This window comes from Peterkaempfera podocarpi (assembly GCF_042466665.1).
In the GTDB taxonomy this organism is placed as follows: domain Bacteria; phylum Actinomycetota; class Actinomycetes; order Streptomycetales; family Streptomycetaceae; genus Peterkaempfera; species Peterkaempfera podocarpi.
Map to the genome: position 1 here is coordinate 5,824,463 of NZ_CP162102.1, position 23,586 is coordinate 5,848,048.

Annotated in this window: 20 protein-coding genes and 3 pseudogenes; 17 read left to right on the forward strand and 6 right to left on the reverse strand. The window is 72.1% G+C overall.

All coding sequences use genetic code 11. The annotated features are described in order from the left end of the window. Positions 1-6 precede the first annotated feature (6 nt). From AB0761_RS25585 to AB0761_RS25595, 3 genes are all read left to right on the forward strand, one after another. A complete protein-coding gene (locus AB0761_RS25585) occupies positions 7-1,905 on the forward strand; it encodes an AMP-dependent synthetase/ligase (RefSeq protein WP_377271493.1) in 1,899 nt (632 codons plus the stop codon). A 61-nt stretch (positions 1,906-1,966) separates the two neighbouring features. Continuing rightward, positions 1,967-3,196 carry a radical SAM family heme chaperone HemW gene (hemW, locus tag AB0761_RS25590; protein ID WP_377271494.1) on the forward strand — a complete coding sequence of 410 codons (1,230 nt, stop codon included), beginning with the start codon at positions 1,967-1,969 and terminating at the stop codon, positions 3,194-3,196. 61 nt (positions 3,197-3,257) lie between these two features. After that, positions 3,258-3,824 carry a Uma2 family endonuclease gene (locus AB0761_RS25595; RefSeq protein ID WP_377271495.1) on the forward strand — a complete coding sequence of 189 codons (567 nt, stop codon included), beginning with the start codon at positions 3,258-3,260 and terminating at the stop codon, positions 3,822-3,824. On the opposite strand, the gene AB0761_RS25600 is transcribed toward AB0761_RS25595, so the two are convergent. The 3 genes from AB0761_RS25600 to htpX are packed head-to-tail and all read right to left on the reverse strand — an operon-like array spanning position 3,808 to position 6,155. Next, a complete protein-coding gene (locus AB0761_RS25600; RefSeq protein WP_377271496.1) occupies positions 3,808-4,635 on the reverse strand; it encodes a DUF3097 domain-containing protein in 828 nt (275 codons plus the stop codon). The genes AB0761_RS25595 and AB0761_RS25600 overlap by 17 nt on opposite strands. Positions 4,636-4,657: 22 nt before the next feature. Continuing rightward, positions 4,658-5,242, reverse strand: coding sequence for a hypothetical protein (locus AB0761_RS25605; RefSeq protein ID WP_377271497.1), 585 nt, complete (start codon positions 5,240-5,242; stop codon positions 4,658-4,660). Between the two features lies 1 nt (position 5,243). Then, a complete protein-coding gene (gene htpX / locus AB0761_RS25610) occupies positions 5,244-6,155 on the reverse strand; it encodes a zinc metalloprotease HtpX (RefSeq protein ID WP_377271498.1) in 912 nt (303 codons plus the stop codon). Between the two features lie 277 nt (positions 6,156-6,432). Between htpX and hrcA the strand changes: the two are divergent. From hrcA to AB0761_RS25625, 3 genes and pseudogenes are all read left to right on the forward strand, one after another. Beyond that, positions 6,433-7,448 (forward strand): annotated as a pseudogene (hrcA, locus tag AB0761_RS25615) (heat-inducible transcriptional repressor HrcA). 30 nt (positions 7,449-7,478) lie between these two features. Continuing rightward, on the forward strand, positions 7,479-8,621 hold the full coding sequence (dnaJ, locus tag AB0761_RS25620) for a molecular chaperone DnaJ (protein WP_377271499.1): 1,143 nt from the start codon (positions 7,479-7,481) through the stop codon (positions 8,619-8,621). A gap of 12 nt (positions 8,622-8,633) precedes the next feature. After that, positions 8,634-9,383, forward strand: a complete 750-nt coding sequence (locus AB0761_RS25625) for a 16S rRNA (uracil(1498)-N(3))-methyltransferase (RefSeq protein WP_377271500.1) — start codon at positions 8,634-8,636, stop codon at positions 9,381-9,383. A gap of 27 nt (positions 9,384-9,410) precedes the next feature. On the opposite strand, the gene AB0761_RS25630 is transcribed toward AB0761_RS25625, so the two are convergent. Then, positions 9,411-9,737, reverse strand: a complete 327-nt coding sequence (locus AB0761_RS25630; RefSeq protein WP_377271501.1) for a DUF2568 domain-containing protein — start codon at positions 9,735-9,737, stop codon at positions 9,411-9,413. A 152-nt stretch (positions 9,738-9,889) separates the two neighbouring features. On the opposite strand from AB0761_RS25630, the gene AB0761_RS25635 reads away from it, so the two are divergent. From AB0761_RS25635 to era, 10 genes and pseudogenes are all read left to right on the forward strand, one after another. Next, positions 9,890-13,180: a S41 family peptidase gene (locus AB0761_RS25635; RefSeq protein ID WP_377271502.1), complete on the forward strand. Its 3,291-nt coding sequence runs from the start codon at positions 9,890-9,892 to the stop codon at positions 13,178-13,180. 148 nt (positions 13,181-13,328) lie between these two features. After that, positions 13,329-13,694: a histidine triad nucleotide-binding protein gene (locus AB0761_RS25640; RefSeq protein ID WP_377271503.1), complete on the forward strand. Its 366-nt coding sequence runs from the start codon at positions 13,329-13,331 to the stop codon at positions 13,692-13,694. A 14-nt stretch (positions 13,695-13,708) separates the two neighbouring features. After that, the gene (locus tag AB0761_RS25645; protein WP_377271504.1) at positions 13,709-14,626 is read left to right on the forward strand and encodes a ribonuclease Z; all 918 of its coding nucleotides are present in this window, start codon (positions 13,709-13,711) and stop codon (positions 14,624-14,626) included. A 273-nt stretch (positions 14,627-14,899) separates the two neighbouring features. Continuing rightward, positions 14,900-16,060, forward strand: coding sequence for a PhoH family protein (locus tag AB0761_RS25650; protein ID WP_377271505.1), 1,161 nt, complete (start codon positions 14,900-14,902; stop codon positions 16,058-16,060). Positions 16,061-16,081: 21 nt separating this feature from the next. Continuing rightward, positions 16,082-16,570 carry an rRNA maturation RNase YbeY gene (ybeY, locus tag AB0761_RS25655; protein WP_055589883.1) on the forward strand — a complete coding sequence of 163 codons (489 nt, stop codon included), beginning with the start codon at positions 16,082-16,084 and terminating at the stop codon, positions 16,568-16,570. A gap of 25 nt (positions 16,571-16,595) precedes the next feature. Further along, complete coding sequence (locus AB0761_RS25660; RefSeq protein ID WP_377271506.1) at positions 16,596-17,972, forward strand: hemolysin family protein; 1,377 nt, start codon at positions 16,596-16,598, stop codon at positions 17,970-17,972. Between the two features lie 123 nt (positions 17,973-18,095). Next, the gene (locus AB0761_RS25665; RefSeq protein ID WP_377271507.1) at positions 18,096-18,461 is read left to right on the forward strand and encodes a cytidine deaminase; all 366 of its coding nucleotides are present in this window, start codon (positions 18,096-18,098) and stop codon (positions 18,459-18,461) included. Continuing rightward, positions 18,458-18,709: a hypothetical protein gene (locus tag AB0761_RS25670; RefSeq protein ID WP_377271508.1), complete on the forward strand. Its 252-nt coding sequence runs from the start codon at positions 18,458-18,460 to the stop codon at positions 18,707-18,709. The genes AB0761_RS25665 and AB0761_RS25670 overlap by 4 nt, the downstream gene beginning before the upstream one ends. A gap of 30 nt (positions 18,710-18,739) precedes the next feature. Beyond that, complete coding sequence (locus AB0761_RS25675) at positions 18,740-18,904, forward strand: hypothetical protein (protein WP_377271509.1); 165 nt, start codon at positions 18,740-18,742, stop codon at positions 18,902-18,904. A gap of 43 nt (positions 18,905-18,947) precedes the next feature. Beyond that, positions 18,948-19,897 (forward strand): annotated as a pseudogene (era, locus tag AB0761_RS25680) (GTPase Era). A 34-nt stretch (positions 19,898-19,931) separates the two neighbouring features. Here era and AB0761_RS25685 read toward each other — a convergent pair. Together AB0761_RS25685 and AB0761_RS25690 are read right to left on the reverse strand one after the other, a co-directional pair. Next, a complete protein-coding gene (locus AB0761_RS25685) occupies positions 19,932-20,198 on the reverse strand; it encodes a protealysin inhibitor emfourin (RefSeq protein ID WP_377271510.1) in 267 nt (88 codons plus the stop codon). Between the two features lie 106 nt (positions 20,199-20,304). Beyond that, positions 20,305-21,363, reverse strand: coding sequence for a M4 family metallopeptidase (locus AB0761_RS25690; RefSeq protein ID WP_377271511.1), 1,059 nt, complete (start codon positions 21,361-21,363; stop codon positions 20,305-20,307). Positions 21,364-21,692: 329 nt separating this feature from the next. Between AB0761_RS25690 and leuA the strand changes: the two are divergent. After that, positions 21,693-23,472 (forward strand): annotated as a pseudogene (leuA, locus tag AB0761_RS25695) (2-isopropylmalate synthase). Positions 23,473-23,586 lie beyond the last annotated feature (114 nt).

The window sequence follows — 23,586 nt, forward strand, 5'->3', positions numbered from 1 at the left end:
GTCGCCGTGAATTCCGCGCAGTCATTGATCGAGAACCGTCCGGCCTCCGTGGCGCACCTCTTCCTCTCCCGGGTCGAGGCGACTCCGGAGCGTGAGGCCTACCGCTACCCCGTGCCGCTGGACGAGCATGCGGCGGACAGCACCCCCGGCGCCGAGCAGTGGCGGTCGATGACCTGGCGGCAGGCCTCGGAACGGGTGCAGGCCGTCGCGGCCGGACTGATGTCGATCGGTGTACTGCCCGAGGAGCGGGTGGCGCTCTCCTGCTCGACGCGCATCGAGTGGATCCTCGCCGACCTCGGGGTGATGTGCGCCGGAGCCGCCACCACCGCGGTCTACCCCTCCACCAACGCCGACGAGACCGCCTACATCCTCGCCGACTCCGGCAGCCGGACCGCCTTCGTCGAGAACGCCGCCCAGCTGGCCAAGGTGCTCGGCCAGAAGGACCACCTGCCCGAGCTGGGACATGTCGTCGTCATCGACGCCCCCGCCGAGCTGCCCGAGGCCGAGGGTGTGGAGGTGCTCACCCTGGCCGATCTGGAGCGCCGCGGCGAACTGCACCTCAGGGAGCACCCGGACGCGGTCGCCAAGGCCGTCCAGGCCATCGACCGGGAGCAGCTGGCCACCCTCATCTACACCTCGGGCACCACCGGCCGCCCCAAGGGCGTGCGGCTGGTCCACGACTGCTGGGCCTACCAGGCCGCGGCCCAGGTGGCCTCCGGGCTGCTCAACGAGGACGACGTGCAGTTCCTGTGGCTGCCGCTCTCCCATGTCTTCGGCAAGACCCTCACCTCGGGCGCCATCCAGCTGGGCGTGGTGATCGCGGTGGACGGCCGGGTGGATCGCATCATCCACAACCTGCCCGAGGTCAAGCCCACCTACATGGCCGCAGCCCCGCGGATCTTCGAGAAGGTCTACAACGGCATCGCCGCCAAGGCCCGCGCCGAGGGCGGCGCCAAGTACCGGATCTTCCAGTGGGCCGCCGGTGTGGCACGCGAGTACGCCAAGACCACCCAGCACTCCCTGGTGACCACCGGGACCCGCAAGGTGCCGCTGGGCCTCACCGTCCAGCACGCCATCGCCGACAAGCTGGTCTACGCCAAGATCAGAGCCGCCTTCGGCGGCCGGATGCGTGCCTGCATCTCCGGCAGCGCCGCCCTGGCACCGGACATCGGCTTCTTCTTCGCCGGCGCCGGCGTCCACATCCTGGAGGGCTACGGCCTCACCGAGACCAGCGCAGGCTCCACCGTCAACCCCGGAGAGGGCTACCGCATCGGCACCGTGGGCACCCCGCTGCCCGGCACCGAGGTGCGGATCGCGGACGACGGCGAGATCCTGCTGCGCGGCCCCGGTGTGATGCGCGGGTACCACAACCTGCCGGAGAAGACCGCCGAGGTGCTGGAGAGCGACGGCTGGTTCCACACCGGTGACATCGGCGAGCTGGACAAGGACGGCTTCGTCCGGATCACCGACCGCAAGAAGGACATGTTCAAGACGTCCGGCGGCAAGTACGTGGCGCCCACCGAGGTCGAGGGCCGCTTCAAGGCCATCTGCCCGTTCGTCAGCAACATCCTGCTGATCGGCAACGGCCGCAACTACTGCAGCGCACTGATCACCCTCGACGAGACCGCCGTGATGCCCTGGGCGCAGACCCACGACCTGGTCGGCAAGGACTATGCGGAGGTCTGCAGCTCCCCCCAGGTCGAGCAGCTGATCGACGGGTACGTCAAGCGGCTCAACGGCGACCTCCAGCGCTGGCAGACGATCAAGCGTTTCGCGGTGCTGCCGCGCGACCTGGACATCGAGCACGGCGAACTCACCCCGAGCCTGAAGGTCAAGCGGCCCGTGGTGGAGCGCGAGTACGCCGACCTCATCGAGTCGATGTACGAGGGGGCCCGGGAGGCCTGACCCGCCGGCCGCGGTACCCCGCCCCGGCGGGGTACCGCGGCCGATGCCGGACAATGGGGTCATGCCCTCCACCCTCCCCGACGGCGAGCCCGTGCCGTCCGACGGCTCCCTGCCCCAGTCCGCCCTGGCCGGCGTGGGGGAGCGCCCCCTCGGCTTCTACGCCCATGTGCCGTACTGCGCCACCCGCTGCGGCTACTGCGACTTCAACACCTACACCGCCACCGAGCTGCACTCCTCCGGTGCGGTCGCCTCCCAGGAGAGCTACGCCCGGAACCTGGTCTCCGAGGTGCGGCTGGCACGCAAGGTGCTGGGCGCCGCCGACGCCCCGGTGTCCACCGTCTTCGTCGGCGGCGGCACCCCGACCCTGCTGCCCGCCGCCGACCTGGTGGCGATGCTGGCGGCCATCCGCGAGGAGTTCGGCCTGGCGGACGGCGCCGAGGTCACCACCGAGGCCAACCCCGAGTCGGTCGACCCCGGGTATCTGGCGGAGCTGCGGGAGGGCGGGTTCAACCGGATCTCCTTCGGCATGCAGAGCGCCCGCCCCCATGTCCTGCGGCTGCTCGACCGCCACCACACCCCGGGCCGCCCGGAGGCCTGCGTCGCCGAGGCGCGCGCCGCGGGGTTCGAGCACGTCAACCTGGACCTGATCTACGGCACTCCGGGTGAGACCGACGACGACTGGCGGGCCTCCCTGGACGCGGCCCTCTCCGCGGGGCCCGACCACATCTCCGCCTACTCCCTCATCGTGGAGGAGGGCACCAGGCTGGCCGCCCGCATCCGCCGCGGCGAGATCCCGATGACCGACGACGACGTCCACGCCGACCGCTATCTGATCGCCGAGGAGGCGCTCACCGCGGCCGGGTTCTCCTGGTACGAGGTGTCCAACTGGGCCTCCTCCGAGGCCGGCCGCTGCCACCACAACGAGCTCTACTGGACCGGCGCCGACTGGTGGGGCGCCGGCCCCGGTGCCCACAGCCACATCGGCGGCGTCCGCTGGTGGAACGCCAAGCACCCCGCCGCCTACGCCCAGGCCCTCGCCGAGGGCCGCTCGCCGGGCCAGGGCCGGGAGGTGCTCACCGCCGAGGACCGCCGGGTCGAGCGGATCCTGCTGGAGCTCCGCCTGGTCGACGGCTGCCCCCTCGACCTGCTCGCCCCCGCCGGCCGCCGCGCCGCCGAGCAGGCCCTCGCCGACGGGCTGCTCCGCCCCGAGCCCTACGCCGAAGGCCGCGCGGCCCTCACCCTGCGGGGCCGGCTGCTGGCCGACGCGCTGGTCCGTGACCTGGTTGACTGAGTGTCGTTACTGGTGGCGAGGGCCGCTCCCGGCCGCGCCGCACGGAACGGAGGACCTGGCGGTGACTGTGGTGGACGACCGGCTTACAAGGGTCTTTGCGCAGCTCGACGTCCCCGAGGGGGTCAAGGCCGAGCTCATCAGGGGGGAGATCGTGATGATGGCGGGCCCTGATCTGGTGCACAACTGGATCATCGAATCGGTCCAGGACCAGATTCCCCGGACCCGATGGCACCGGGTGCAGACCCAGGACATCGCGATTCCCGCAGAGGCCAGCGAGCCGCAGCCGGATCTGGTCGTCTTCGAGCGCGGAGCCGTCGAGGGTCCGGGACGGCTCATTCCTTCGGAGGCGGTCACAGCGGTGGTGGAGGTCGTCTCGCGGACGAGCAGCGGCCGCGACTACCGGGACAAGCGGGAGATCTACGGTGCGGGAGGAGTGCCCGTCTATCTGATCGTCGACCCGATCGAGGCTCGTTGCGTGCTGCTCACGGAGCCACTCCCCCGGGGCGAGTCCGGTCCGGGTGGCTATCGGACCGAGCGCACCAGCAAGTTCGGCGAGCCCGTTCCGATCCCGGAACTGGACCTCACCCTCGACACCGGCGAGTTCCAGACGATCAGCGCGGCTCCGTGACGAAGTCGATCAGCTCCTCGACCCGGCCCAGCAGGGCCGGGTCCAGGTCGCGGTAGGAGTCCACCGAGGCCAGGATGCGGCGCCAGGCCGCCGGAGCGTCCACCGGCCAGCCCAGCCGGCGGCAGACCCCCTCCTTCCAGGACTCACCCCTCGGCACCTCGGGCCACCCGGGGATCCCCACACTGGAGGGCTTCACGGCCTGCCAGACGTCGATGTACGGGTGGCCCACCACCAGGACCTCGGTGCCGGTCACCTGCTCGGCGATGCGCTGCTCCTTGGACCCCGGCACCAGGTGGTCGACCAGCACACCCAGCCGCCGCCCCGGCCCGGGGGCGAAGTCCGCCACGATCGCGGGCAGGTCGTCCACGCCCTCCAGGTACTCCACCACCACGCCCTCGATGCGCAGGTCGTCGCCCCAGACCCGCTCCACCAGCTCGGCGTCGTGGCGGCCCTCCACATAGATCCGGGACCCCCTGGCCACCCGGGCCCTGGCACCCGGCACGGCGATCGAGCCCGAAGCGGTGCGGCCGGGTGTGCGGGACGCCGCGGGCGCCGCCGGGCGGACCAGGGTGATCACCCGGCCCTCCAGCAGGAAGCCGCGCGGCGCCATCGGAAAGACCCGCTGCTTGCCGAAGCGGTCCTCCAGCGTGACGGTGAACCCCTCGGCGGTCTTCTCGCACCGCACCACGGCCCCGCAGAAGCCGGTCGCGGCCTCCTCCACCACCAGGCCGGGCTCCGCCGCCACCTCCGGCGCGGGCCGCTGCCGCTTCCACGGCGGGGTCAGGTCGGGTCCGTAACTCCTGCTGCGCATCCCATGGAGTGTAGGGACGCTGTCACAACCCGGGTGCGCCCCACACCGGGAACCAGCGGGAGAGGTCGGGCTCGATCCGCAGATCGTCGCCGATCATGGCCTTCACCTGGAGCTCCAGCGCGCTGTCCCGCTTCTCCCCGCCTCCGGTGACCGGGGCGAAGGGATAGAAGGTGCCGCGCTTGAACAGGTAGACCAGCGCCAGGGCGCGGCCCTCGGCGTCCCGGAAACCCACCAGGGAGCAGAGCAGTTGGGGGCCGAAGCCATTGGCCTCCAGCTCGCTGTTGACCGCGTGCAGATCGTTGACCAGCGACGGCAGGTCGTCGGGGGAGTGGCGGGCCAGCAGCCAGGAGTAGCCGTAGGAGTCGCGGCTGGCCTCGACCGGTGCGCCGCCCCGGGCGGTGTCGGCGTCCAGCAGCTCCCGGACCTGCTGCTGCACCTGGGCGAAGGCGCCGCCCTCCACGGCGGCGAAGCAGACCGAGCCGGTGCCGGTCGGCAGGAAGCCGGCCGCGGCCTGCAGGGTGACCGCGGCCGACGGCAGGCCGAAGAGCTGGTCCAGATCGGGGCGGGCGGCCCGGCGCCGGCCGAGCAGCGCGTCAAGGAAGCCCACGTCAGCGGCCCAGCTCGGTGGAGATCCGGCCGAGCTGCTCCAGGCGCTTCTCCAGCGTGGGGTGGGTGGAGAGCAGCTGGGAGGCGCCCTCCTTGGCGCTGAGCGCGGGCGCGAAGTAGAAGGCGTTGTACGGCTGGGCCCGCCGCAGGTCCTCACTGGGGATACGGGCGATCTGGCCGGTGACCTTGGTGAGCGCCGAGGCCAGCTCCGAGGGCCGTCCGGTGAGCAGCGCGGCCGCGCGGTCCGCGGCCAGCTCGCGGTAGCGGGAGAGCAGCCGGGTCAGCAGGAAGCCGATGGCCCAGACGACCATGCTCACCAGGGGGATCACCAGGGCGGCGATCGCCGCGTTCTGGTCCCGGCCGCCGCCGCGGAAGCCGCCCCACAGGCCGATCCGGGTGATGGCGCCGGCCAGTACGGCGAGGAAGCCGGCGATGGTCATCACGGCGACGTCCCGGTGGGCGACATGGGAGAGCTCATGGGCGAGCACGCCCTCCAGCTCCTCCGGCTCCAGGCGGCGCAGCAGTCCGGTGGTGACACAGACCACGGCCTTCTCCGGTTTGCGGCCGGTGGCGAAGGCGTTGGGCATGTCGTTGACGGCGACCGCGACCCGCGGCTTGGGCATGTCGGCCAGGGCGCACAGCCGGTCGATGGCGCCGTGCAGCTGCGGGTACTGCTCGGGCGAGGCCTCACGGGCACCCATCGCCCGCTCGGCGATGGTGTCGCTGAACCAGAACTGCGCGACGAACAGCCCGGCGGAGACCACCACCACCAGTGGCCAGGCCCGGCCGAGCAGGGCGATCAGCAGGCCGGTGAAGCCGACGTAGACCAGCCCGATGAGGAACATCGTGGTGACCATCCGGCGGGTCAGTCCACGGTCGGGTGCGAAGCGGGTCCGCTGCCCGGACACAGCCATGGCTCCTCCTCAACATGTGCCGCCCGAGGCGGCCGGGGCGGCTGCGGGTCCGTCCCACTGCTTCGATGCTGCCACCGCGGTGCCCCGGGTGGCAGCACTCCACGAGGTGATCCTCGGGGTGATCCTCATTGCTTCCCCCGACGGCCCGTTCCGGGTGTCGGAGCCGGGCCTTACACTGGCAGGTACGGTCCTGGCACTCGCCCGCGCAGAGTGCCAGACCCGAAGGGGCCGGGCAGAACCCGTACTGGTTGAACGCGTAACGCCGGAGGTGCGTGCCATGCTTGACGAACGCAAGCTCGCGGTGCTGCGCGCCATCGTGCAGGACTACGTCGGCACCGAGGAGCCGGTGGGCTCCAAGGCGCTGGTGGAGCGGCACAATCTCGGGGTCTCCCCGGCCACGGTGCGCAACGACATGTCGGCGCTGGAGGAGGACGGCTACATCCACCAGCCGCACACCAGCGCGGGCCGGGTCCCCACCGACAAGGGCTACCGGCTCTTCGTGGACCGGCTGGCGGAGGTCAAGCCGCTCTCCGCGCCCGAGCGCCGGGCGATCCGGCAGTTCCTGGACAGCGCGGTCGACCTGGACGACGTGGTCGCCCGTACGGTGCGGCTGCTGGCGCAGCTCACCCGGCAGGTCGCCGTGGTGCAGTACCCTTCGCTCTCGCGCTCCAGCGTGCGGCATGTGGAACTGCTGGCGCTGGCGCCCACCAAGGTCATGCTGGTGCTGATCACCAACACCGGCCGGGTCGAGCAGCGCATCGTGGACTCCCCGGTCCCGGTCGGTGAGACGGTGCTGGCCGATCTGCGGGCCCGGCTGAACGCCCGGGCCGGTGGGCGGCGCTTCCCGGAGGTGCCGGCCCTGCTGCAGGACCTCCCCGAGGCCTTCGAACGGATGACCGGCCGATCGTCGCCGCGGTCCTCTCCACCCTCTTCGAGAGCCTGGTGGAGCGCACCGAGGAGCGCATCATGCTCGGTGGCACGGCCAATCTCACCCGCTTCGGACACGACTTCCCGCTGACCATCCGGCCGGTGCTGGAGGCGTTGGAGGAGCAGGTGGTGCTGCTGAGGCTGCTGGGGGAGACGGCGGACCGGGGGATGACGGTCCGGATCGGTCACGAGATCGACTACGAGGGACTGAATTCCACGTCCGTCGTCTCGGTGGGCTACGGTTCGGGCGACGAGTCCGTTGCGAAGTTGGGCGTCATCGGCCCGACACGGATGGACTACCCGGGGACGATGGGGGCGGTACGCGCGGTGGCACGGTACGTCGGTCAGATCCTGGCTGAGTCGTAAGGTCTAGAGGCGGAGCAAGCGGAGTCATTGGTGGCCACGGACTACTACGCGGTACTGGGCGTCCGACGGGACGCGGGGCAGGACGAGATCAAGAAGGCGTTCCGTCGCCTCGCTCGTGAGCTGCACCCCGACGTCAACCCCGATCCCAAGACGCAGGAGCGTTTCAAGGAGATCAACGCCGCCTACGAGGTGCTCTCCGACCCGGCCAAGCGCCAGGTCTACGACCTCGGTGGCGACCCGCTGTCGCCCAACGGCGGCGGTGGCGGCGCAGGCGGCTTCGGCACCGGCGCGGGCTTCGGCTTCTCGGACATCATGGACGCCTTCTTCGGCGCCTCGGCGGGGACCCGCGGACCCCGGTCCCGCACCCGGCGCGGCCAGGACGCCATGATCCGCATCGAGATCACGCTGGAGGAGGCGGCGTTCGGGACGACCAAGGAGATCCAGGTCGACACCGCCGTCACCTGCACCACCTGCAGCGGCGAGGGCGCGGCCCCGGGCACCTCCGCGCAGACCTGTGACATGTGCCGCGGCCGCGGCGAGGTCTCCCAGGTCACCCGGTCCTTCCTGGGCCAGGTCATGACCTCCCGGCCCTGCCCGCAGTGCCAGGGCTTCGGCACCGTGGTCCCCACCCCCTGCCCCGAGTGCGCGGGCGACGGCCGGGTGCGTGCCCGCCGCACCCTCACCGTGAAGATCCCCGCGGGTGTGGACAACGGCACCCGCATCCAGCTCGCCGGCGAGGGCGAGGTCGGCCCCGGCGGCGGCCCGGCCGGCGACCTCTACGTCGAGATCGGTGAGACCGCCCACCGGGTCTTCCAGCGGCGCGGCGACGACCTGCACTGCACCGTCACCATTCCGATGACGGCGGCGGCGCTGGGCACCAAGGTTCCGCTGGACACGCTGGACGGCCTGGAGGAGGTCGACATCCGGCCCGGCACCCAGTCCGGACAGTCCATCCCCATGCACGGCCGCGGCATCACCCATCTGCGCGGCGGCGGCCGCGGCGACCTGATCGTCCATGTCGAGGTGCAGACCCCGGTCAAGCTCGACCCGGAGCAGGAGGAGCTGGTCCGCCGGCTCGCCAAGCTGCGCGGCGAGGAGCGGCCCTCCGGCACCTTCGCGCCCGGCCAGCAGGGGCTGTTCTCCCGGCTCAAGGACGCCTTCAACGGCCGGTAAGGACCCTGTGCGATGACCGCCCCCGTGTTCGTCCTGGACGACGACCGCCTCCAGGACGCCTCCCCGGGCGCCCTGGTGCACCTGGACGGCCCCGAGGGGCGGCACGCCGTCGCCGTGAAACGCCTGGCGGTCGGTGAGCCCGTGGTGCTCACCGACGGCCGCGGCACCGGCGCGTACGGAACCGTCGCGCATCTGCACGGCAAGGACGCCCTGGACGCGGAGATCACCGAGGTGCGCCGGGAGCCCGAGGCCCGGCCGCGGATCACCGTGGTGCAGGCGCTGCCCAAGGGCGACCGGGGCGAGCTCGCGGTGGAGACCATGACCGAGGTCGGTGTGGACGCGGTGGTCCCCTGGGCCGCGTCGCGCTGCATCACCCAGTGGAAGGGCGAGCGCGGCGCCAAGGCGCTGGCCAAGTGGCGGGCCACCGCCCGTGAGGCCGGGAAGCAGTCGCGCCGGCTGCGCTTCCCGGTGGTGCACGACCTTATGACGACCCGTCAGGTCGCTGCGCTGCTCGCCGGCGCGGCGCTGCCCGCCGTGCTGCACGAGGAGGGCGCCGAACCGCTGGCCGCCGCCCCGCTGCCCGCCGACGGGGAGATCGTCCTGGTGGTCGGCCCGGAGGGCGGTGTCTCCCCGGAGGAGCTGGCCGTCTTCGCGGACGCCGGGGCCCGCCCGTACCGGCTGGGTTCCTCCGTGCTGCGCACCTCCACCGCGGGGGTCGCCGCAGGGGCCCTGCTGCTGGGCCGCACCGGCCGCTGGGGCTGACTCAGGAGAGCCGGCGCAGCGCCACCGTCACCAGGTGCAGGTACAGGTACAGCACCACAGAGACGCCTGCCGCCCGGCGCCGCCGGGCCGCGTGGAGCGCCACCGCGCCGGCGCCGAACCACAGCACCTCCAGCGCCGCGCCCGGGCAACGCCGTGCAGCGGCACCACCGCGCCCTCTTCCGCGCCGAACAGTGCCCACACGGCCACCGCCGCGGCGACCGCGCCCACCGCGGCCGACACCCGCCGCCGCCGGCTGCCGCGCAGCGACAGACCCCACAGGCCCGCGGCGCCCAGCACGGCCACCTCCAGCAGGAACGAGAGCACCGCGACCACGCCGTGCACCACGTCCGTCATGCGTCCCCCCGCGGACCTCCGGGCCGGGCACCCCGGCCTGTCGACGCGCACATCCTGGCGGCGCGCCACGGATCATGCGGACCCGCCGGTCCCGGATTCGCTGAGGGGGAAACCTCTCGCAGCTGTCCGAGCCCCTGGCTAGGGTGGCGGACGTGATCAATGCTGACTCCGGAACCACCGCGAACCCTGTCGGCGCCTACCTCCGTCATCCGCATCTCCACGGCGAGCTGGTCACCTTTGTGGCCGAGGACGACGTCTGGGTCGCCCCGCTCGGCGGCGGTCGCGCATGGCGGCTCAGCGCCGACCAGGCACCCTCCGCCCATCCCCGCTTCTCGCCGGACGGTTCTCGGATCGCCTGGACCTCGACCCGCGACGGGGCCCCCGAGATCCATGTGGCCCCGGTCGACGGCGGTCCCGCCCGGCGGCTGACCCACTGGGGCAGCGCCAGGACCGCGCTGCGCGGCTGGACGCCGGAGGGCGAGCCCGTCGCTGTCACCACGGGCGGCCAGTCGACCCTCCGCCGCACCTGGGCCTTCGCCGTCCCGCTGGACGGCGGTGAGCCGCGCCGGCTGCCGTACGGGCCGATCGCCGGTCTGGCCTTCGAGCCGGACCCGGGCGGTGCGGAGGAGGGCCGGGTGCTGCTGCTCTCGGCGGGTCCGGTCGGCGTCGGCAAGGAGCCCGCGCACTGGAAGCGCTACCGCGGTGGCACCGCCGGAAAGCTCTGGACCGGGCGTACGGGCGGCCGGTTCGAGCGGGTCCACGCCGGCCTCGACACCCAGATCGACTCCCCGATGTGGGTCGGCGACCGTATCGCCTTCCTCTCCGACCACGAGGGCGTCGCCCGGCTCTTCTCCAGCCTGCCCGACGGCAGCGACCTGCGCCGTCACAGCAGCGGCGACTTCTACGCGCGCAATGCCACCACCGACGGCACCAGGATCGTCTGGCACGAGGCGGGCGACCTCTGGCTGCTGGACTCCCTCGACACCGGTGAGCCGCGCCGTCTGGAGATCACCCTCGGCAGTCCCCGGACCGCCCGGCAGCCCTTCCCGCTCACCGGGGGGCGCCAGTTGGGCATCCCCGCCCCGGACCGCACCGGGCGGGCCAGCGCCGTCACCGTCCGCGGCACGGTGCACTGGGTCACCCACCGCGACGGCCCGAGCCGGGCCCTGGCGGCAGAGCCCGGTGTCCGCGCCAGGCTGGCCGAGGTCGTTCCCTCGGAGGGCGGCCAGACCGTGGTCTGGGTGACGGACGCCGAGGGGGAGGACGCCCTGGAGTTCGCCCCCTCGGCCGGGGCCCTGGGTGCCGCCCCGCGCCGGGTGGGGGCCGGCCGGCTCGGCCGTGTGCTGGAGCTGGTGGCCGCGCCGGACGGCAGCCGGGTCGCCGTCGCCTCGCACGACGGCCGGGTGCTGCTGGTCGAGGTGGAGAGCGGTGAGATCCGCGAGATCACCCGCAGCGAGGACGGCGACATCGCCGACCTGGCCTTCTCCCCTGACTCCCGCTGGCTGGCCTGGTCGCACCCCGGCCCGTGGCCGCTGCGGCAGCTGAAGCTGGCGGACACCACCGACCTCTCGGTGTCCGACGCCACCCCGCTGCGGTTCAACGACAGTTCGCCGTCCTTCACCGCGGACGGCAGGCATCTGGCCTTCCTGTCGATCCGCAACTTCGACCCGGTCTACGACGCCCATGTCTTCGACCTGTCCTTCCCGACCGGCTGCCGCCCCTACCTGATCACCCTGGCCGCCGACACGCCGTCCCCGTTCGGGCCGCAGCTCCACGGGCGGCCGCTCGGCGGCGACGACGAGAGCAAGGAAGCCAAGGCGGCCGACGCCAAGGGGGCCGAGGACGCAGACGGGGACGACGGCGAGGAGAAGCCGCCGGCCACCCGCGTCGACCTGGAGGGACTGCCGGACCGCATCGTGCCGTTCCCGGTGGCCGGCGGCCGCTTCGGCACGCTGCGGGCCGCCAAGGGCGGGGTGCTGTGGACCCGGCTGCCCGTCACCGGTGTGCTCGGTGACGACCTCGCCTCGCCGGACGACGACGATCCGCGCCCGGTACTGGAGCGCTTCGATCTGACGAGCCGCAAGGACGAGGAACTGGTCGACGGGCTGGACGGGTTCGCCGTCTCCGGGGACGGCAGCCGGATCGCGGTGCTCGACCAGGGCCGGCTGCGGGTACTGCCCGCGGACCGCAAGGTCGGCTCCGGCGACGCCGACGACCTCACCGTCGATCTGTCCCGGATCCGCGCCACCGTGGACCCGGCCGCCGAGTGGCTCCAGATGTACGACGAGAACGGCCGCCTGGCCCGCGACAACTTCTGGCGCGAGGACCTGGGCGGTATCGACTGGGAGGGCGTGCTCGCCCGCTACCGCCCGCTGGTCGGCCGGCTGGGCAGCCATGACGACCTGGTGGACCTGCTCTGGGAGGTGCAGGGCGAGCTCGGCACCTCGCACGCCTATGTCTCCCCGCCCGGCCGCCCCTCGGACACCGCCCGGCAGCAGGGGCTGCTCGGCGCCGACCTGGTCCGCGAGGGCGGTTCCTGGCGGATCGTCAGGGTGCTGCCCGGCGAGTCCTCGGACCCGCGCGCCCGCTCCCCGCTGTCCGCCCCCGGCGTCGCCGTACGGGCGGGCGACGCGCTGGTCGCCGTCGACGGCCGGCCGGTGGACCCGGTGACCGGGCCGATGCCGCTGCTCGCCGGCTCGGCCGGCCGGCCGGTGGAGCTGACCGTCGCCCCCGCGGGCGGCGGCGAGCACCGGCATGTGGTGGTGGTCCCGCTCGGCGACGAGGAGCCGCTGCGGTACCACGACTGGGTGGCGGGGCGCCGCGCCGCCGTGCACGAGCTCTCCGCGGGCCGGGTGGGCTATCTGCACGTCCCGGACATGGTCGGCGCCGGCTGGGCGCAGCTCCACCGTGATCTGCGGGTGGAGATGGCGCTGGAGGGGGTGATCGTCGACCTGCGGGAGAACCGCGGCGGCCACACCTCGCAGCTGGTGGTGGAGAAGCTCAACCGGCGGATCGTCTCCTGGGGGCGGGCCCGCGATGTGCGGTCCGCCGAGCCGTACCCCGCCGACGCGCCGCGTGGTCCGGTGGTGGCACTGGCCAATGAGTTCTCCGGGTCGGACGGCGACATCGTCAACGCCGCGATCCAGGCGCTGGGCATCGGCCCGGTGGTCGGAGAGCGGACCTGGGGCGGTGTGATCGGCATCGACTCCCGCTACTCGCTGGTCGACGGCACCGCGGTCACCCAGCCCAAGTACTCCACCTGGTTCGAGAACTACGGCTGGGGCCTGGAGAACCACGGAGTCGATCCGGATGTGGAGGTCGTGATGGCGCCGCACCACTGGGCTGCGGGCGAGGACCCGCAGTTGGCGGAGGGCGTGCGCCTCGCCCTGGCCGCGCTCGACGAGCGGCCGGCCAAGCGGGCACCGGGCATTCCGGAGCTGTAGCGGCCCCGGCCGGGACGGTGCGGTCAGGCCGACGCACCGTCCCGGCCGTCGGCCGGCCCCCACGGCCGCGCGATAGTCTCTCGACGGCGGGCCGGGCCCGCCGAAGCGGTGTGACCACCCCTGCGCGAACCCCTCGGAGGAGAAGCCGATGTCGGACGGGACCCCGGTGCCGGACTGCCTGTTCTGCAAGATCATCGCCAGGGAGATCCCGGCGGAGGTGGTCCGCGAGACGGAGACCACCCTCGCGTTCCGCGACATACACCCCCAGGCGCCCACGCATGTGCTGGTGGTCCCCAAGGCCCACCACCCCAATGCGGCGGCGCTCGCGGTGGCGGCGCCCGACCAGGCGGCCGCGATCCTGGCGGAGGCGGGCGAGGTGGCCGCCCAGGAGAAGATCGCAGAGTCGGGCTACCGGCTGATCTTCAACACCGGTGCGGGCGCCGGGCAGACCGTCTTCCACGCCCATGTGCACGTCCTCGGCGGCGACGGCAGCCTGCACGGCACCCTGGTCTGAGCGGACCGCCCGTCGTGTCCCACCGCGAACTCGTCGTCCTGGGGACGGCCAGCCAGGTGCCCACCCGGCACCGCAACCACAACGGCTATCTGCTCCGCTGGGACGGCGAGGGACTGCTCTTCGACCCGGGGGAGGGGACCCAGCGGCAGATGCTGCACGCCGGTGTCTCCGCCACCGATGTCACCCGGATCTGCGTCACCCACTTCCACGGCGACCACTCCCTCGGCCTGGCCGGGATCATCCAGCGGCTCAACCTGGACCGGGTGCCGCACCCGGTGGACTGCTACTTCCCCGCCTCCGGCAGCCACTTCTTCGACCGGCTGCGGCATGCCACCGCCTTCCACGAGACGGTGGAGCTGCGGCCCCGGCCGGTCTCCTCCGCCGGAGCGCTGGAGGCCCCGGGCGGCCCCTTCCGTCTGGAGGCCGCCGCGCTGTCGCACCCGGTGGAGTCCTTCGGCTACCGGTTGGTGGAGCCCGACGGGCGGCGGATGCTGCCCGAGCGGCTGGCGGCGTGCGGCATCTCGGGCCCCGATGTCGGGCGGCTCCAGCGAGAGGGCAGGCTGACGCTGCCGGACGGCCGTACGGTCGGCCTGGACGAGGTCAGCGAGACCCGCCGCGGCCAGCGTTTCGCCTTCGTCATGGACACCAGGGTGTGCGACGGGGTGGCCGCGCTCGCCGAGGGCGCGGACATGCTGGTGATCGAGGCGACCTTCGTCACCGCGGACGCCGGGCTGGCCGAGGACCACGGACACCTCACCGCGGCGCAGGCCGCCCGGGCCGCGGCGGAGGGGGGCGTCCGGACCCTGGTCCTCACCCACTTCTCCCAGCGCTACCCCGACCTGGACGCCCACCTCGCCGAGGCGCGTGCCCACTTCGACGGTGAGATCGTCGTCGCCGAGGACCTCTCGCGGGTCCCCCTCCCGCCGCGCTGAACCCGGCCGGGGAGCCCGGCCTCCGCCCGGCGGATGCGCCCGGTGGACCGTGCGCCACCCGGGGCGCCGGCGGGCGGGTGTGTGTGCCGCCCCCGCAGAGCGGGCTTTTCGTGAGGTTCCCCGTGAAAACCACTGGCGTACAGCTGTCCGATGCCGCAGCATCGAAGTCGCCCCCGACACGGCTGTCGGAGCCTCGGCGTACGCTTGGTGTGCCAGGCCGGAGAGGCGAACCGGATCTACGGATGGGATGAGGCAGGCCCCAGCGGCCGACCCATGACTGCGACATCTGACAGCGGCACCTCGCACACCCGCACCCCCGCTCAGCGCCCCAATGGCGCGCGTCCGGCCGGCGACAGCCAGGCGCTGGACGGCGGCGGCCCGGCACGAGCCCGCATCGTGATCCCCGAGAAGCACCCCATGGTGACCGTTCTGGGTTCCGCCGACTCCCTGCTCCGGGTGATCGAGCGCGCATTCCCAGGTGCCGACATCCACGTCCGGGGCAATGAGGTGACCGCCGCCGGCGATCCCGCCGAGATCGCTCTGGTGCAGCGCCTGTTCAACGAGATGATGCTGGTGCTGCGCACCGGCCAGCCCCTGACGGAGGACTCCGTGGAGCGCTCCATCGCCATGCTCAAGAGTGCGGCCGCCGACCCGAGCCACCCCGAGTCGTCGGAGAACCCCTCGCAGGTGCTGACGGCCAACATCCTCTCCAGCCGGGGCCGCACCATCCGGGCCAAGACCCTCAACCAGAAGCGCTATGTCGACGCCATCGACAGGCACACGGTGGTCTTCGGCATCGGCCCGGCGGGCACCGGCAAGACCTATCTGGCGATGGCGAAGGCCGTGCAGGCCCTCCAGGCCAAGGAGGTCAACCGGATCATCCTCACCCGTCCCGCGGTGGAGGCCGGCGAGCGGCTGGGCTTTCTGCCCGGCACCCTCTACGAGAAGATCGACCCGTATCTGCGGCCGCTCTACGACGCGCTCCACGACATGATGGACCCCGACTCCATCCCGCGGCTGATGGCCGCCGGGACGATCGAGGTGGCGCCGCTCGCGTACATGCGCGGCCGTACGCTCAACGACGCGTTCATCATCCTGGACGAGGCGCAGAACACCAATCCCGAGCAGATGAAGATGTTCCTCACCCGGCTCGGGTTCAACTCCAAGATCGTCATCACCGGTGACGTCACCCAGATCGACCTTCCAGGCGGCACCAGGAGCGGTCTCAAGGTGGTCCAGGACATCCTCAGTGATGTGCCGGACATCCACTTCTCCCTTCTGACCAGCACCGATGTGGTCCGCCACAAGCTGGTCAGCCGGATCGTGGACGCCTATGAGCGCTGGGACGTCGAGAACTCCGACGGGTCCGATGCAGGGGACCCGCCCTCGCGCCGCGCCCGCGCCCCCCGCCAGCCCCGCCGCAACGACAGCTGAGAGCCGAGAGCCCAACCGATCATGTCGATCGACGTCAACAACGAGTCCGGCTGGGAGGTCGACGAGCAGTCCGTGCTCGACGTCGCCCGCTTCGCCCTGGACCGCATGCGCATCCACCCGCTCTCCGAACTGTCGGTGATCCTGGTGGACACCGATGCCATGGAGCAGCTCCACATCCAGTGGATGGACGAGCCCGGCCCCACGGATGTCATGTCCTTCCCGATGGACGAGCTGCGCCCGGGCAAGGAGGGCGAGGAGCTGCCGCAGGGCCTGCTCGGCGACATCGTGCTCTGCCCGGAGGTCGCCCTCAAGCAGGGCAAGGACGGCGGCCACTCCATGGACGACGAGCTGCAACTGCTCACCGTCCACGGGGTGCTGCACGTCCTCGGTTACGACCACGAGGAGCCGGAGGAGGAGCGCGAGATGTTCGGGCTGCAGAAGCGCATCCTGGACGACTGGCGCGCCGAGCGCGGCCTGCAGGGCCCCTCCCCGGCCCCGACGACCCGCTGAGCGGGCGGGGAGCTGACAGACGCACATGGGCGGCAATACGACGTCGTTCGTCATCGGCGCGGTCCTGCTGGTGATCGTGGGCTGGCTGGCAGCCTGCGCCGAGGCCGGCATCTCCCGGGTGTCCCGGTTCCGCGCCGAGGAGGCGGTACGCGCCGGCCGCCGGGGCTCCAACCGGCTGCTGGCCATGGCCACCGACCCCATCCGCTATCTCAATCTGGCGACCCTGATCCGGGTCGGCTCCGAGATGGCGGCGGCGGTGCTGGTGACCGTGGTCTGCGTCCGGGGCTTCCAGTCCACCTGGGTGGCGGTACTGGTCGCCATCGGGGTGATGGTGCTGGTCTCGTTCGTCATGGTCGGGGTCTCCCCGCGCACCATCGGCCGCCAGCATCCGCTGAACACCGCCACCGCAGCCTCCGTGGTGCTGCTGCCGCTGGCCCGGGTGCTCGGCCCGATCCCCAAGCTGCTGATCCTGCTGGGCAACGCCCTGACCCCGGGCAAGGGCTTCCGCGAGGGGCCGTTCGCCTCCGAGGCGGAGCTGCGCGCCCTGGTGGACCTGGCGGAGAAGGACTCCCTGATCGAGGACGAGGAGCGCCGTATGGTGCACTCCGTCTTCGAACTCGGCGACACCATCGTCCGCGAGGTGATGGTGCCGCGCACCGACCTGGTGCTCATCGAGCGCCACAAGACCGTGCGGCAGGCCCTCACCCTGGCCCTGCGCAGCGGCTTCTCCCGGATCCCGGTGGTCGGTGAGAACGAGGACGACGTCGTCGGCATCGTCTATCTCAAGGACCTGGTCCGCCGTACCCACATCAACCGCGACGCCGAGTCGGAGCCGGTCTCCTCGGTGCTGCGGCCCGCTGTCTTCGTCCCGGACTCCAAGCCGGCCGGCGACCTGCTGCGCGAGATGCAGCAGCGGCGCTCGCACGTCGCCATCGTGATCGACGAGTACGGCGGCACCGCGGGCCTGGTCACCATCGAGGACATCCTGGAGGAGATCGTCGGCGAGATCACCGACGAGTACGACCGGGAGGCCGCTCCGGTGGAGGAGCTGGGCGACGGCAGCTACCGGGTCACCGCCCGGCTGCCGGTCGACGAACTGGGCGAGCTCTTCGGCCTGGAGCTGGCCGACGAGGACGTGGACACCGTGGGCGGGCTGCTGGCCAAGCACCTCGGCCGGGTGCCGATCCCCGGTGCCGCCTGCGAGGTGCCGCTGCCGGAGGACGACGCCCTGCCGATCACCGCCCTGCGGCTGACCGCCGAGTCGTCCGCAGGCCGTCGGAACCGCATCGACACCGTCCTCGCCGAACCGGTGGCCCGCCACCACGGCCGTCGGGACGAGCCGGGCGCGACGGCGCACGGTGACCCCGCGACACCAGCGGCGGACGCCTCCCGCACGGAGTGACGCCCGCACCACGGAGTGACGCCCGCACGAGGCGGCGCGGCGGGAGCGGGCTGTGATGCCGGCCTCCCGCCGCGGGTCCCGCGTGCCCTGTGGTGCCCTCCAGCGGTCCGCGGGCTGATCGCTATGCTCGGCGACATGAGTGACGCCGCGTCCGAGCTGGACCCCGAGGACAAGAAGATCATCACCCTGGCCCGCTCGGCCCGGGCCCGCAACGGTGTGCCCGAGGGGGCCGCGGTCCGCGACGAGACCGGGCGCACCTATGTGGCGGGCACCGTGGCGCTGGAGTCGCTACGGCTCAGCGCGCTGCAGACCGCGGTGGCCATGGCCGTCGCCAGCGGCGCCAAGAGCCTGGAGGCCGCCGCCGTGGTGACCGCGGCGGAGGCGCCCGCGGAGGCCGATGTGGCCGCCGTACGCGACCTCGGGGGCGCCGGGACCCCGGTGCTGCTGGCGGGCCCGGACGGAGTCCTGCGCACCACCGCCACCGCGTGACCGTCCGCCGAGGCATATCCGGCGGCCGGGTGGTGCCCGCCTCCCGGGCCTGGCGTCTGCTGTGGTTCCTCTGGGGCCTGCTGACGGTGGTGCGTGCCGGCACACAGCTGGCCCAGCACGGCCCGCAGTCCTGGTGGGACTGGCTGTATGCCCTCGCCGGGCTGCTGATCTGGACCACCCTGCTGATCGACCTGAGGCAGCGCAGAACGGCCCGAAAGGCAGTTGGGCGCACGTTCGACCCCCGTTAGGCTCTTCGCGGAGAGAGGGGGCCGGAGGGCATGGGGGGTTGTGGGTTCATAGCGGCCGCACTGGTGGTGCTCTGGGGGATGGGCATCTGGTACCAGACCGGTTCGTCCGGCTGGCTGGCCGCCTCGATCACCGTCGCCGTCCTCACCGTGGCCAGCGTGATCCACTCGGCGGGCGGCGGGGGCAAGAAGAAGTAGGCCGCTCGGGGCAGGTACGCCGCACCCTCCCGGGTCGGGGAGAATGGTCCGCATGAGCCTCACTCCCCCCTCCGGCGGCGCCCCCTTCCGCTCCGGCTTCGCCTGCTTCGTCGGGCGGCCGAACGCGGGCAAGTCGACCCGACCAACGCGCTGGTGGGGACGAAGGTCGCCATCACCTCCAACCGCCCGCAGACCACCCGGCACTCCGTGCGGGGCATCGTGCACCGCCCGGACGCCCAGCTGGTGCTGGTGGACACCCCGGGGCTGCACAAGCCCCGCACCCTGCTCGGCGAGCGGCTCAACGACGTGGTCCGCACCACCTGGGCCGAGGTCGATGTGATCGGCTTCTGCCTGCCGGCCGACCAGAAGCTCGGCCCCGGCGACCGCTACATCGCCAAGGAGCTCTCCGAGGTCAAGCGGACCCCCAAGGTGGCCATCGTCACCAAGACCGACCTGGTGGACTCCAAGCGCCTGGCCGAGCAGCTGATCGCCATCGACCAGATGGGCCGGGAGCTGGGCATCGAGTGGGCGGAGATCGTCCCGGTGTCGGCGGTGGGCGACAAGCAGGTGGGCCTGCTGGCCGACCTGCTGGTGCCGCTGCTCCCCGAGGGCCCGCCGCTCTACCCGGACGGCGACCTCACCGACGAGCCGGAGCAGGTGATGGTGGCCGAGCTGATCAGGGAGGCCGCCCTGGAGGGCGTCCGCGACGAGCTGCCGCACTCGCTGGCCGTGGTGGTGGAGGAGATGCTGCCCCGCGAGGGCCGGCCCGCGGACCGCCCGCTGCTGGACATCCACGCCAATGTCTACATCGAGCGGCAGAGCCAGAAGGCGATCGTGATCGGCGCCAAGGGCTCCCGTCTCAAGCACGTCGGCACCACCGCCCGCAAGCACATCGAGGCGCTGCTCGGCACGCCGGTCTTCCTCGATCTGCATGTCAAGGTGGCCAAGGACTGGCAGCGCGACCCCAAGCAGCTGCGCAAGCTCGGGTTCTGACAGCACGTCAGTCAATTGCCCCGGGGGACGACCGTCAGGCGCCCTCGCGCAGCACCAGCGAGATCAGCTCCCGCTGGGCGTCGCTGAGGCGGGGGTCCGCGCAGTGGACGGTGCGGCCGTCCACCGTGATCTCGTAGTGGAAGCCGTCGGGCACGCCGAAGGTGGGGGTCCGCAGCCCGGAGGCCATGGCCTCCCGTGCCAGGGCGTGGACGTGCGGCGCGTCGGTCCGTGCCGAGGTGTCCACCTCGGCCCGGCGCGCGATCCCGGCGAGGCCGCCGGTGCGGGTCACCCGGATACGCATGGTTGCCAGTGTGCTACGCAACGGGTCCGCCTGGCGAGTAAATCCCGCGACAAAAACGATCTCGGACGGGGCGGGACGCCTGCTGTGCGCCCCGCCCCGGGGCGGTTCAACCGGTGATACCGACCTGGGCCCATCCCTTGGCGACCGCGGCTGTCTCCGGGCCCTCGCGGTAGCGGGCGAGCGCGGCAGCCGAGGTGGCGGCGGCGAAGGCGGCGAAGTCCGCGTCCGGCCGCAGCGTCCCGCCGGTGAGGGTGTCGTACCAGATCTGCCCGGCCCGCTCCCAGGCGAAGCCGCCCAGTTCGGCCGCCACCAGGTAGAAGGCGCGGTTGGGGATGCCGGAGTTGATGTGCACCCCGCCGTTGTCCTCGGTGGTCTGCACATAGCCGTCCATGGAGGCCGGCTGCGGGTCCTTGCCCAGCACCTCGTCGTCGTACGCGGTGCCGGGCTCCCGCATGGACCGCAGCGCCACCCCGTGCACCCTCGGCGCCAGCAGCCCCGCACCGATCAGCCAGTCGGCCTGGTTGGCGGTCTGCTGCAGCGCGTACTGCTTGACCAGGCAGCCGAAGACATCGGAGACCGACTCATTGAGGGCTCCCGACTGGTCCTGGTAGTCCAGGCCGGCGGTGTACTGGGTGACCCCGTGGGTGAGCTCATGGCCGATGACGTCGACACAGGCGGTGAAGTCGTTGAAGACCTGGCCGTCACCGTCGCCGAAGACCATCCGCTCGCCGTTCCAGAAGGCGTTGTCGTAGTCGTGCCCGTAGTGGACGGTGGCGTCCAGCGGCAGTCCGGCGTCGTCGATCGAGCGGCGGCCGTAGACCTCCCGGTAGAGGGCGAAGGTGGCGCCCAGGCCGTCGTAGGCGCGGTTGACCGAGCCGTCCTTCACTGCGCCGCCGCCCTCGCGGCGCACCACGCGGCCGGGGAGGGTCTCGGTGTGGCGGGTGTCGCAGACGGTGCGCTCGGGGTGGTCCCCGGCGTCTTCGGTGAGCGGCGGCAGGACGGTGCGTGGTGCCAGCAGCCGGTTCTCCCGGTGCCGGGCGTCGAGGGCGAGGGCGCGCCGGGCGGCCTCCCGCACCGGGGCGTCTCCGGCCTCGGCGAGCCGGTCCAGGATGTGCGGCGGCACGATGGTGCAGTGGCAGGCGTGTCCGCGGGCTGAGGAATCCATGCGCTCAGAGTGGCCCAACGGTGACGCTTTGTCATGAAGTCCCGCCGGTATTCGCCCGGCCCGGTGCCGAGGGATCGTTTCGGCGGTCACCTGCGGTGTCTCACGGTGCGGAACGCGCCTGCGGTGCCGGCGGTGGCTGGGTTACTCTGGGCGGCATCATGCGTTACGGGCTGCTTCTTCTTAGCTGCCGCGGCGAGGGCCTGTAGATCACAGAGGCCGGCTCCCTTGCCGCGGGGACTGGTGCTGTGCGCGTATTGCCGCCGCAGTCGTCGGCCGTCGGGTGACTCCACCCCCGACCAGCCCACCGCAAAGAGGAGCAGAGAACCGTCATGACCCAGCCCGACTCCGTCGCCCGCGCCTTCGTGGAGCGTCCCACCCCGATCACCGCAGCCACCGTGCGCCAGCAGCCGTCGGCGATGCCGTTCCACCGCTACTCCCAGTTCGAGACCGTGGACCTGCCGGACCGCACCTGGCCGTCCCGGGTGATCACCCAGGCTCCCCGGTGGCTCTCCACCGACCTGCGGGACGGCAACCAGGCGCTGATCGACCCCATGTCCCCGGCGCGCAAGCGCAAGATGTTCGACCTGCTGGTACGCATGGGATACAAGGAGATCGAGGTCGGCTTCCCCTCGTCCGGCCAGACCGACTTCGACTTCGTGCGCTCACTGGTCGAGGAGGACGATCCCGGAGGACGTCACCATCTCGGTGCTGACCCAGGCCCGCGAGGAACTGATCGAGCGCACCGTGGAGTCGCTGCGCGGCACGCCCCGGGCCACCGTGCACCTGTACAACGCGACCGCGCCGATGTTCCGCAGGGTGGTCTTCAACGCCAGCCGCGAGCAGATCAAGCAGATCGCGGTGGACGGCACCCGGCTGGTGATGGAGTACGCCGAGAAGATCCTGGGTGAGGAGACGGTCTTCGGCTACGAGTACTCCCCGGAGATCTTCATCGACACCGAGCTGGACTACGCGCTGGAGGTCTGCGAGGCGGTCATGGACGTCTGGCAGCCCGGCGAGGGCCGCGAGATCATCCTCAACCTGCCCACCACGGTGGAGCGCTCCACCCCCAACATCTACGCCGACCGCATCGAGTGGATGTCCCGCAACCTGAGCCGCCGCGAGTACATCTGCCTGTCCTCGCACCCGCACAACGACCGCGGCACCGGAGTGGCCTCCGCCGAGCTGGCCATGATGGCCGGCGCCGACCGGGTCGAGGGCTGCCTGTTCGGCCAGGGCGAGCGCACCGGCAACCTGGACCTGGTCAACGTCGGCCTGAACCTCTTCTCCCAGGGTGTCGACCCGCAGATCGACTTCTCCGACATCGACGAGATCCGCCGCACCGCCGAGTACTGCAACCAGATGCCGGTGCCCGAGCGCCACCCCTACGCCGGCGACCTGGTGTACACCTCCTTCTCCGGTTCCCACCAGGACGCCATCAAGAAGGGCTTCGACGCGCTGGAGGCCGCCGCGGCCGAGGCCGGCCACAGCGTGGACCAGCACCCGTGGGGCGTCCCCTATCTGCCCATCGACCCCAAGGACGTGGGCCGCTCCTACGAGGCGGTCATCCGGGTCAACAGCCAGTCCGGCAAGGGCGGCGTCGCCTACGTCCTGAAGAACGACCACAAGCTGGACCTGCCGCGCCGGATGCAGATCGAGTTCTCGCGGATCATCCAGGCCAAGACCGACTCCGAGGGCGGCGAGGTCACCCCGTCCCAGATCTGGGCCGTCTTCGAGGACGAGTACCTGCCCGTCCCGGGCGCGGCCTGGGGCCGCATCTCGCTGCGCACCGCTCAGAAGCTGGCCACCACCGACGGCCGTGACGCGCTCACCGCCGAGGCGGTCGTCGACGGCGTGGAGACCACCCTGAGCGGTTCCGGAAACGGTCCGGTCTCGGCCTTCGTGGACGCCCTGGCCGGGATCGGCGTGGACGTACGGGTGCTGGACTACGCCGAGCACGCGCTGAGCGAGGGCGGCGACGCCCAGGCCGCCGCCTATGTGGAGTGCGCCGTCGACGGACGGGTGCTGTGGGGCGTCGGAATGGACTCCAACACCGTGCGTGCCTCGCTCAAGGCCATCGTGAGCGCCGTCAACCGGGCGCAGCGCGACTGACCCTGAAGCATCACTTCTGCGCCGCCGGGGCCGTCCCCGGCGGCGCAGATGTGTCCTGCGCCACACTTTTTCGGTCCGACCACCGTCCGGGGTACTGACAGGGCCTCACTCGCG

What these genes read in the sequence shown, in the direction of transcription:
- hemW (WP_377271494.1), top strand. Translation starts at nt 1,967, where the DNA reads ATGCCCTCCACCCTCCCCGACGGCGAGCCCGTGCCGTCCGACGGCTCC.
- AB0761_RS25600 (WP_377271496.1), bottom strand. Translation starts at nt 4,635, where the DNA reads ATGCGCAGCAGGAGTTACGGACCCGACCTGACCCCGCCGTGGAAGCGG.
- htpX (WP_377271498.1), bottom strand. Translation starts at nt 6,155, where the DNA reads ATGGCTGTGTCCGGGCAGCGGACCCGCTTCGCACCCGACCGTGGACTG.
- AB0761_RS25625 (WP_377271500.1), top strand. Translation starts at nt 8,634, where the DNA reads ATGACCGCCCCCGTGTTCGTCCTGGACGACGACCGCCTCCAGGACGCC.
- AB0761_RS25630 (WP_377271501.1), bottom strand. Translation starts at nt 9,737, where the DNA reads ATGACGGACGTGGTGCACGGCGTGGTCGCGGTGCTCTCGTTCCTGCTG.
- AB0761_RS25640 (WP_377271503.1), top strand. Translation starts at nt 13,329, where the DNA reads ATGTCGGACGGGACCCCGGTGCCGGACTGCCTGTTCTGCAAGATCATC.
- AB0761_RS25650 (WP_377271505.1), top strand. Translation starts at nt 14,900, where the DNA reads ATGACTGCGACATCTGACAGCGGCACCTCGCACACCCGCACCCCCGCT.
- ybeY (WP_055589883.1), top strand. Translation starts at nt 16,082, where the DNA reads ATGTCGATCGACGTCAACAACGAGTCCGGCTGGGAGGTCGACGAGCAG.
- AB0761_RS25660 (WP_377271506.1), top strand. Translation starts at nt 16,596, where the DNA reads ATGGGCGGCAATACGACGTCGTTCGTCATCGGCGCGGTCCTGCTGGTG.
- AB0761_RS25665 (WP_377271507.1), top strand. Translation starts at nt 18,096, where the DNA reads ATGCTCGGCGACATGAGTGACGCCGCGTCCGAGCTGGACCCCGAGGAC.
- AB0761_RS25675 (WP_377271509.1), top strand. Translation starts at nt 18,740, where the DNA reads ATGGGGGGTTGTGGGTTCATAGCGGCCGCACTGGTGGTGCTCTGGGGG.
- AB0761_RS25685 (WP_377271510.1), bottom strand. Translation starts at nt 20,198, where the DNA reads ATGCGTATCCGGGTGACCCGCACCGGCGGCCTCGCCGGGATCGCGCGC.
- AB0761_RS25690 (WP_377271511.1), bottom strand. Translation starts at nt 21,363, where the DNA reads ATGGATTCCTCAGCCCGCGGACACGCCTGCCACTGCACCATCGTGCCG.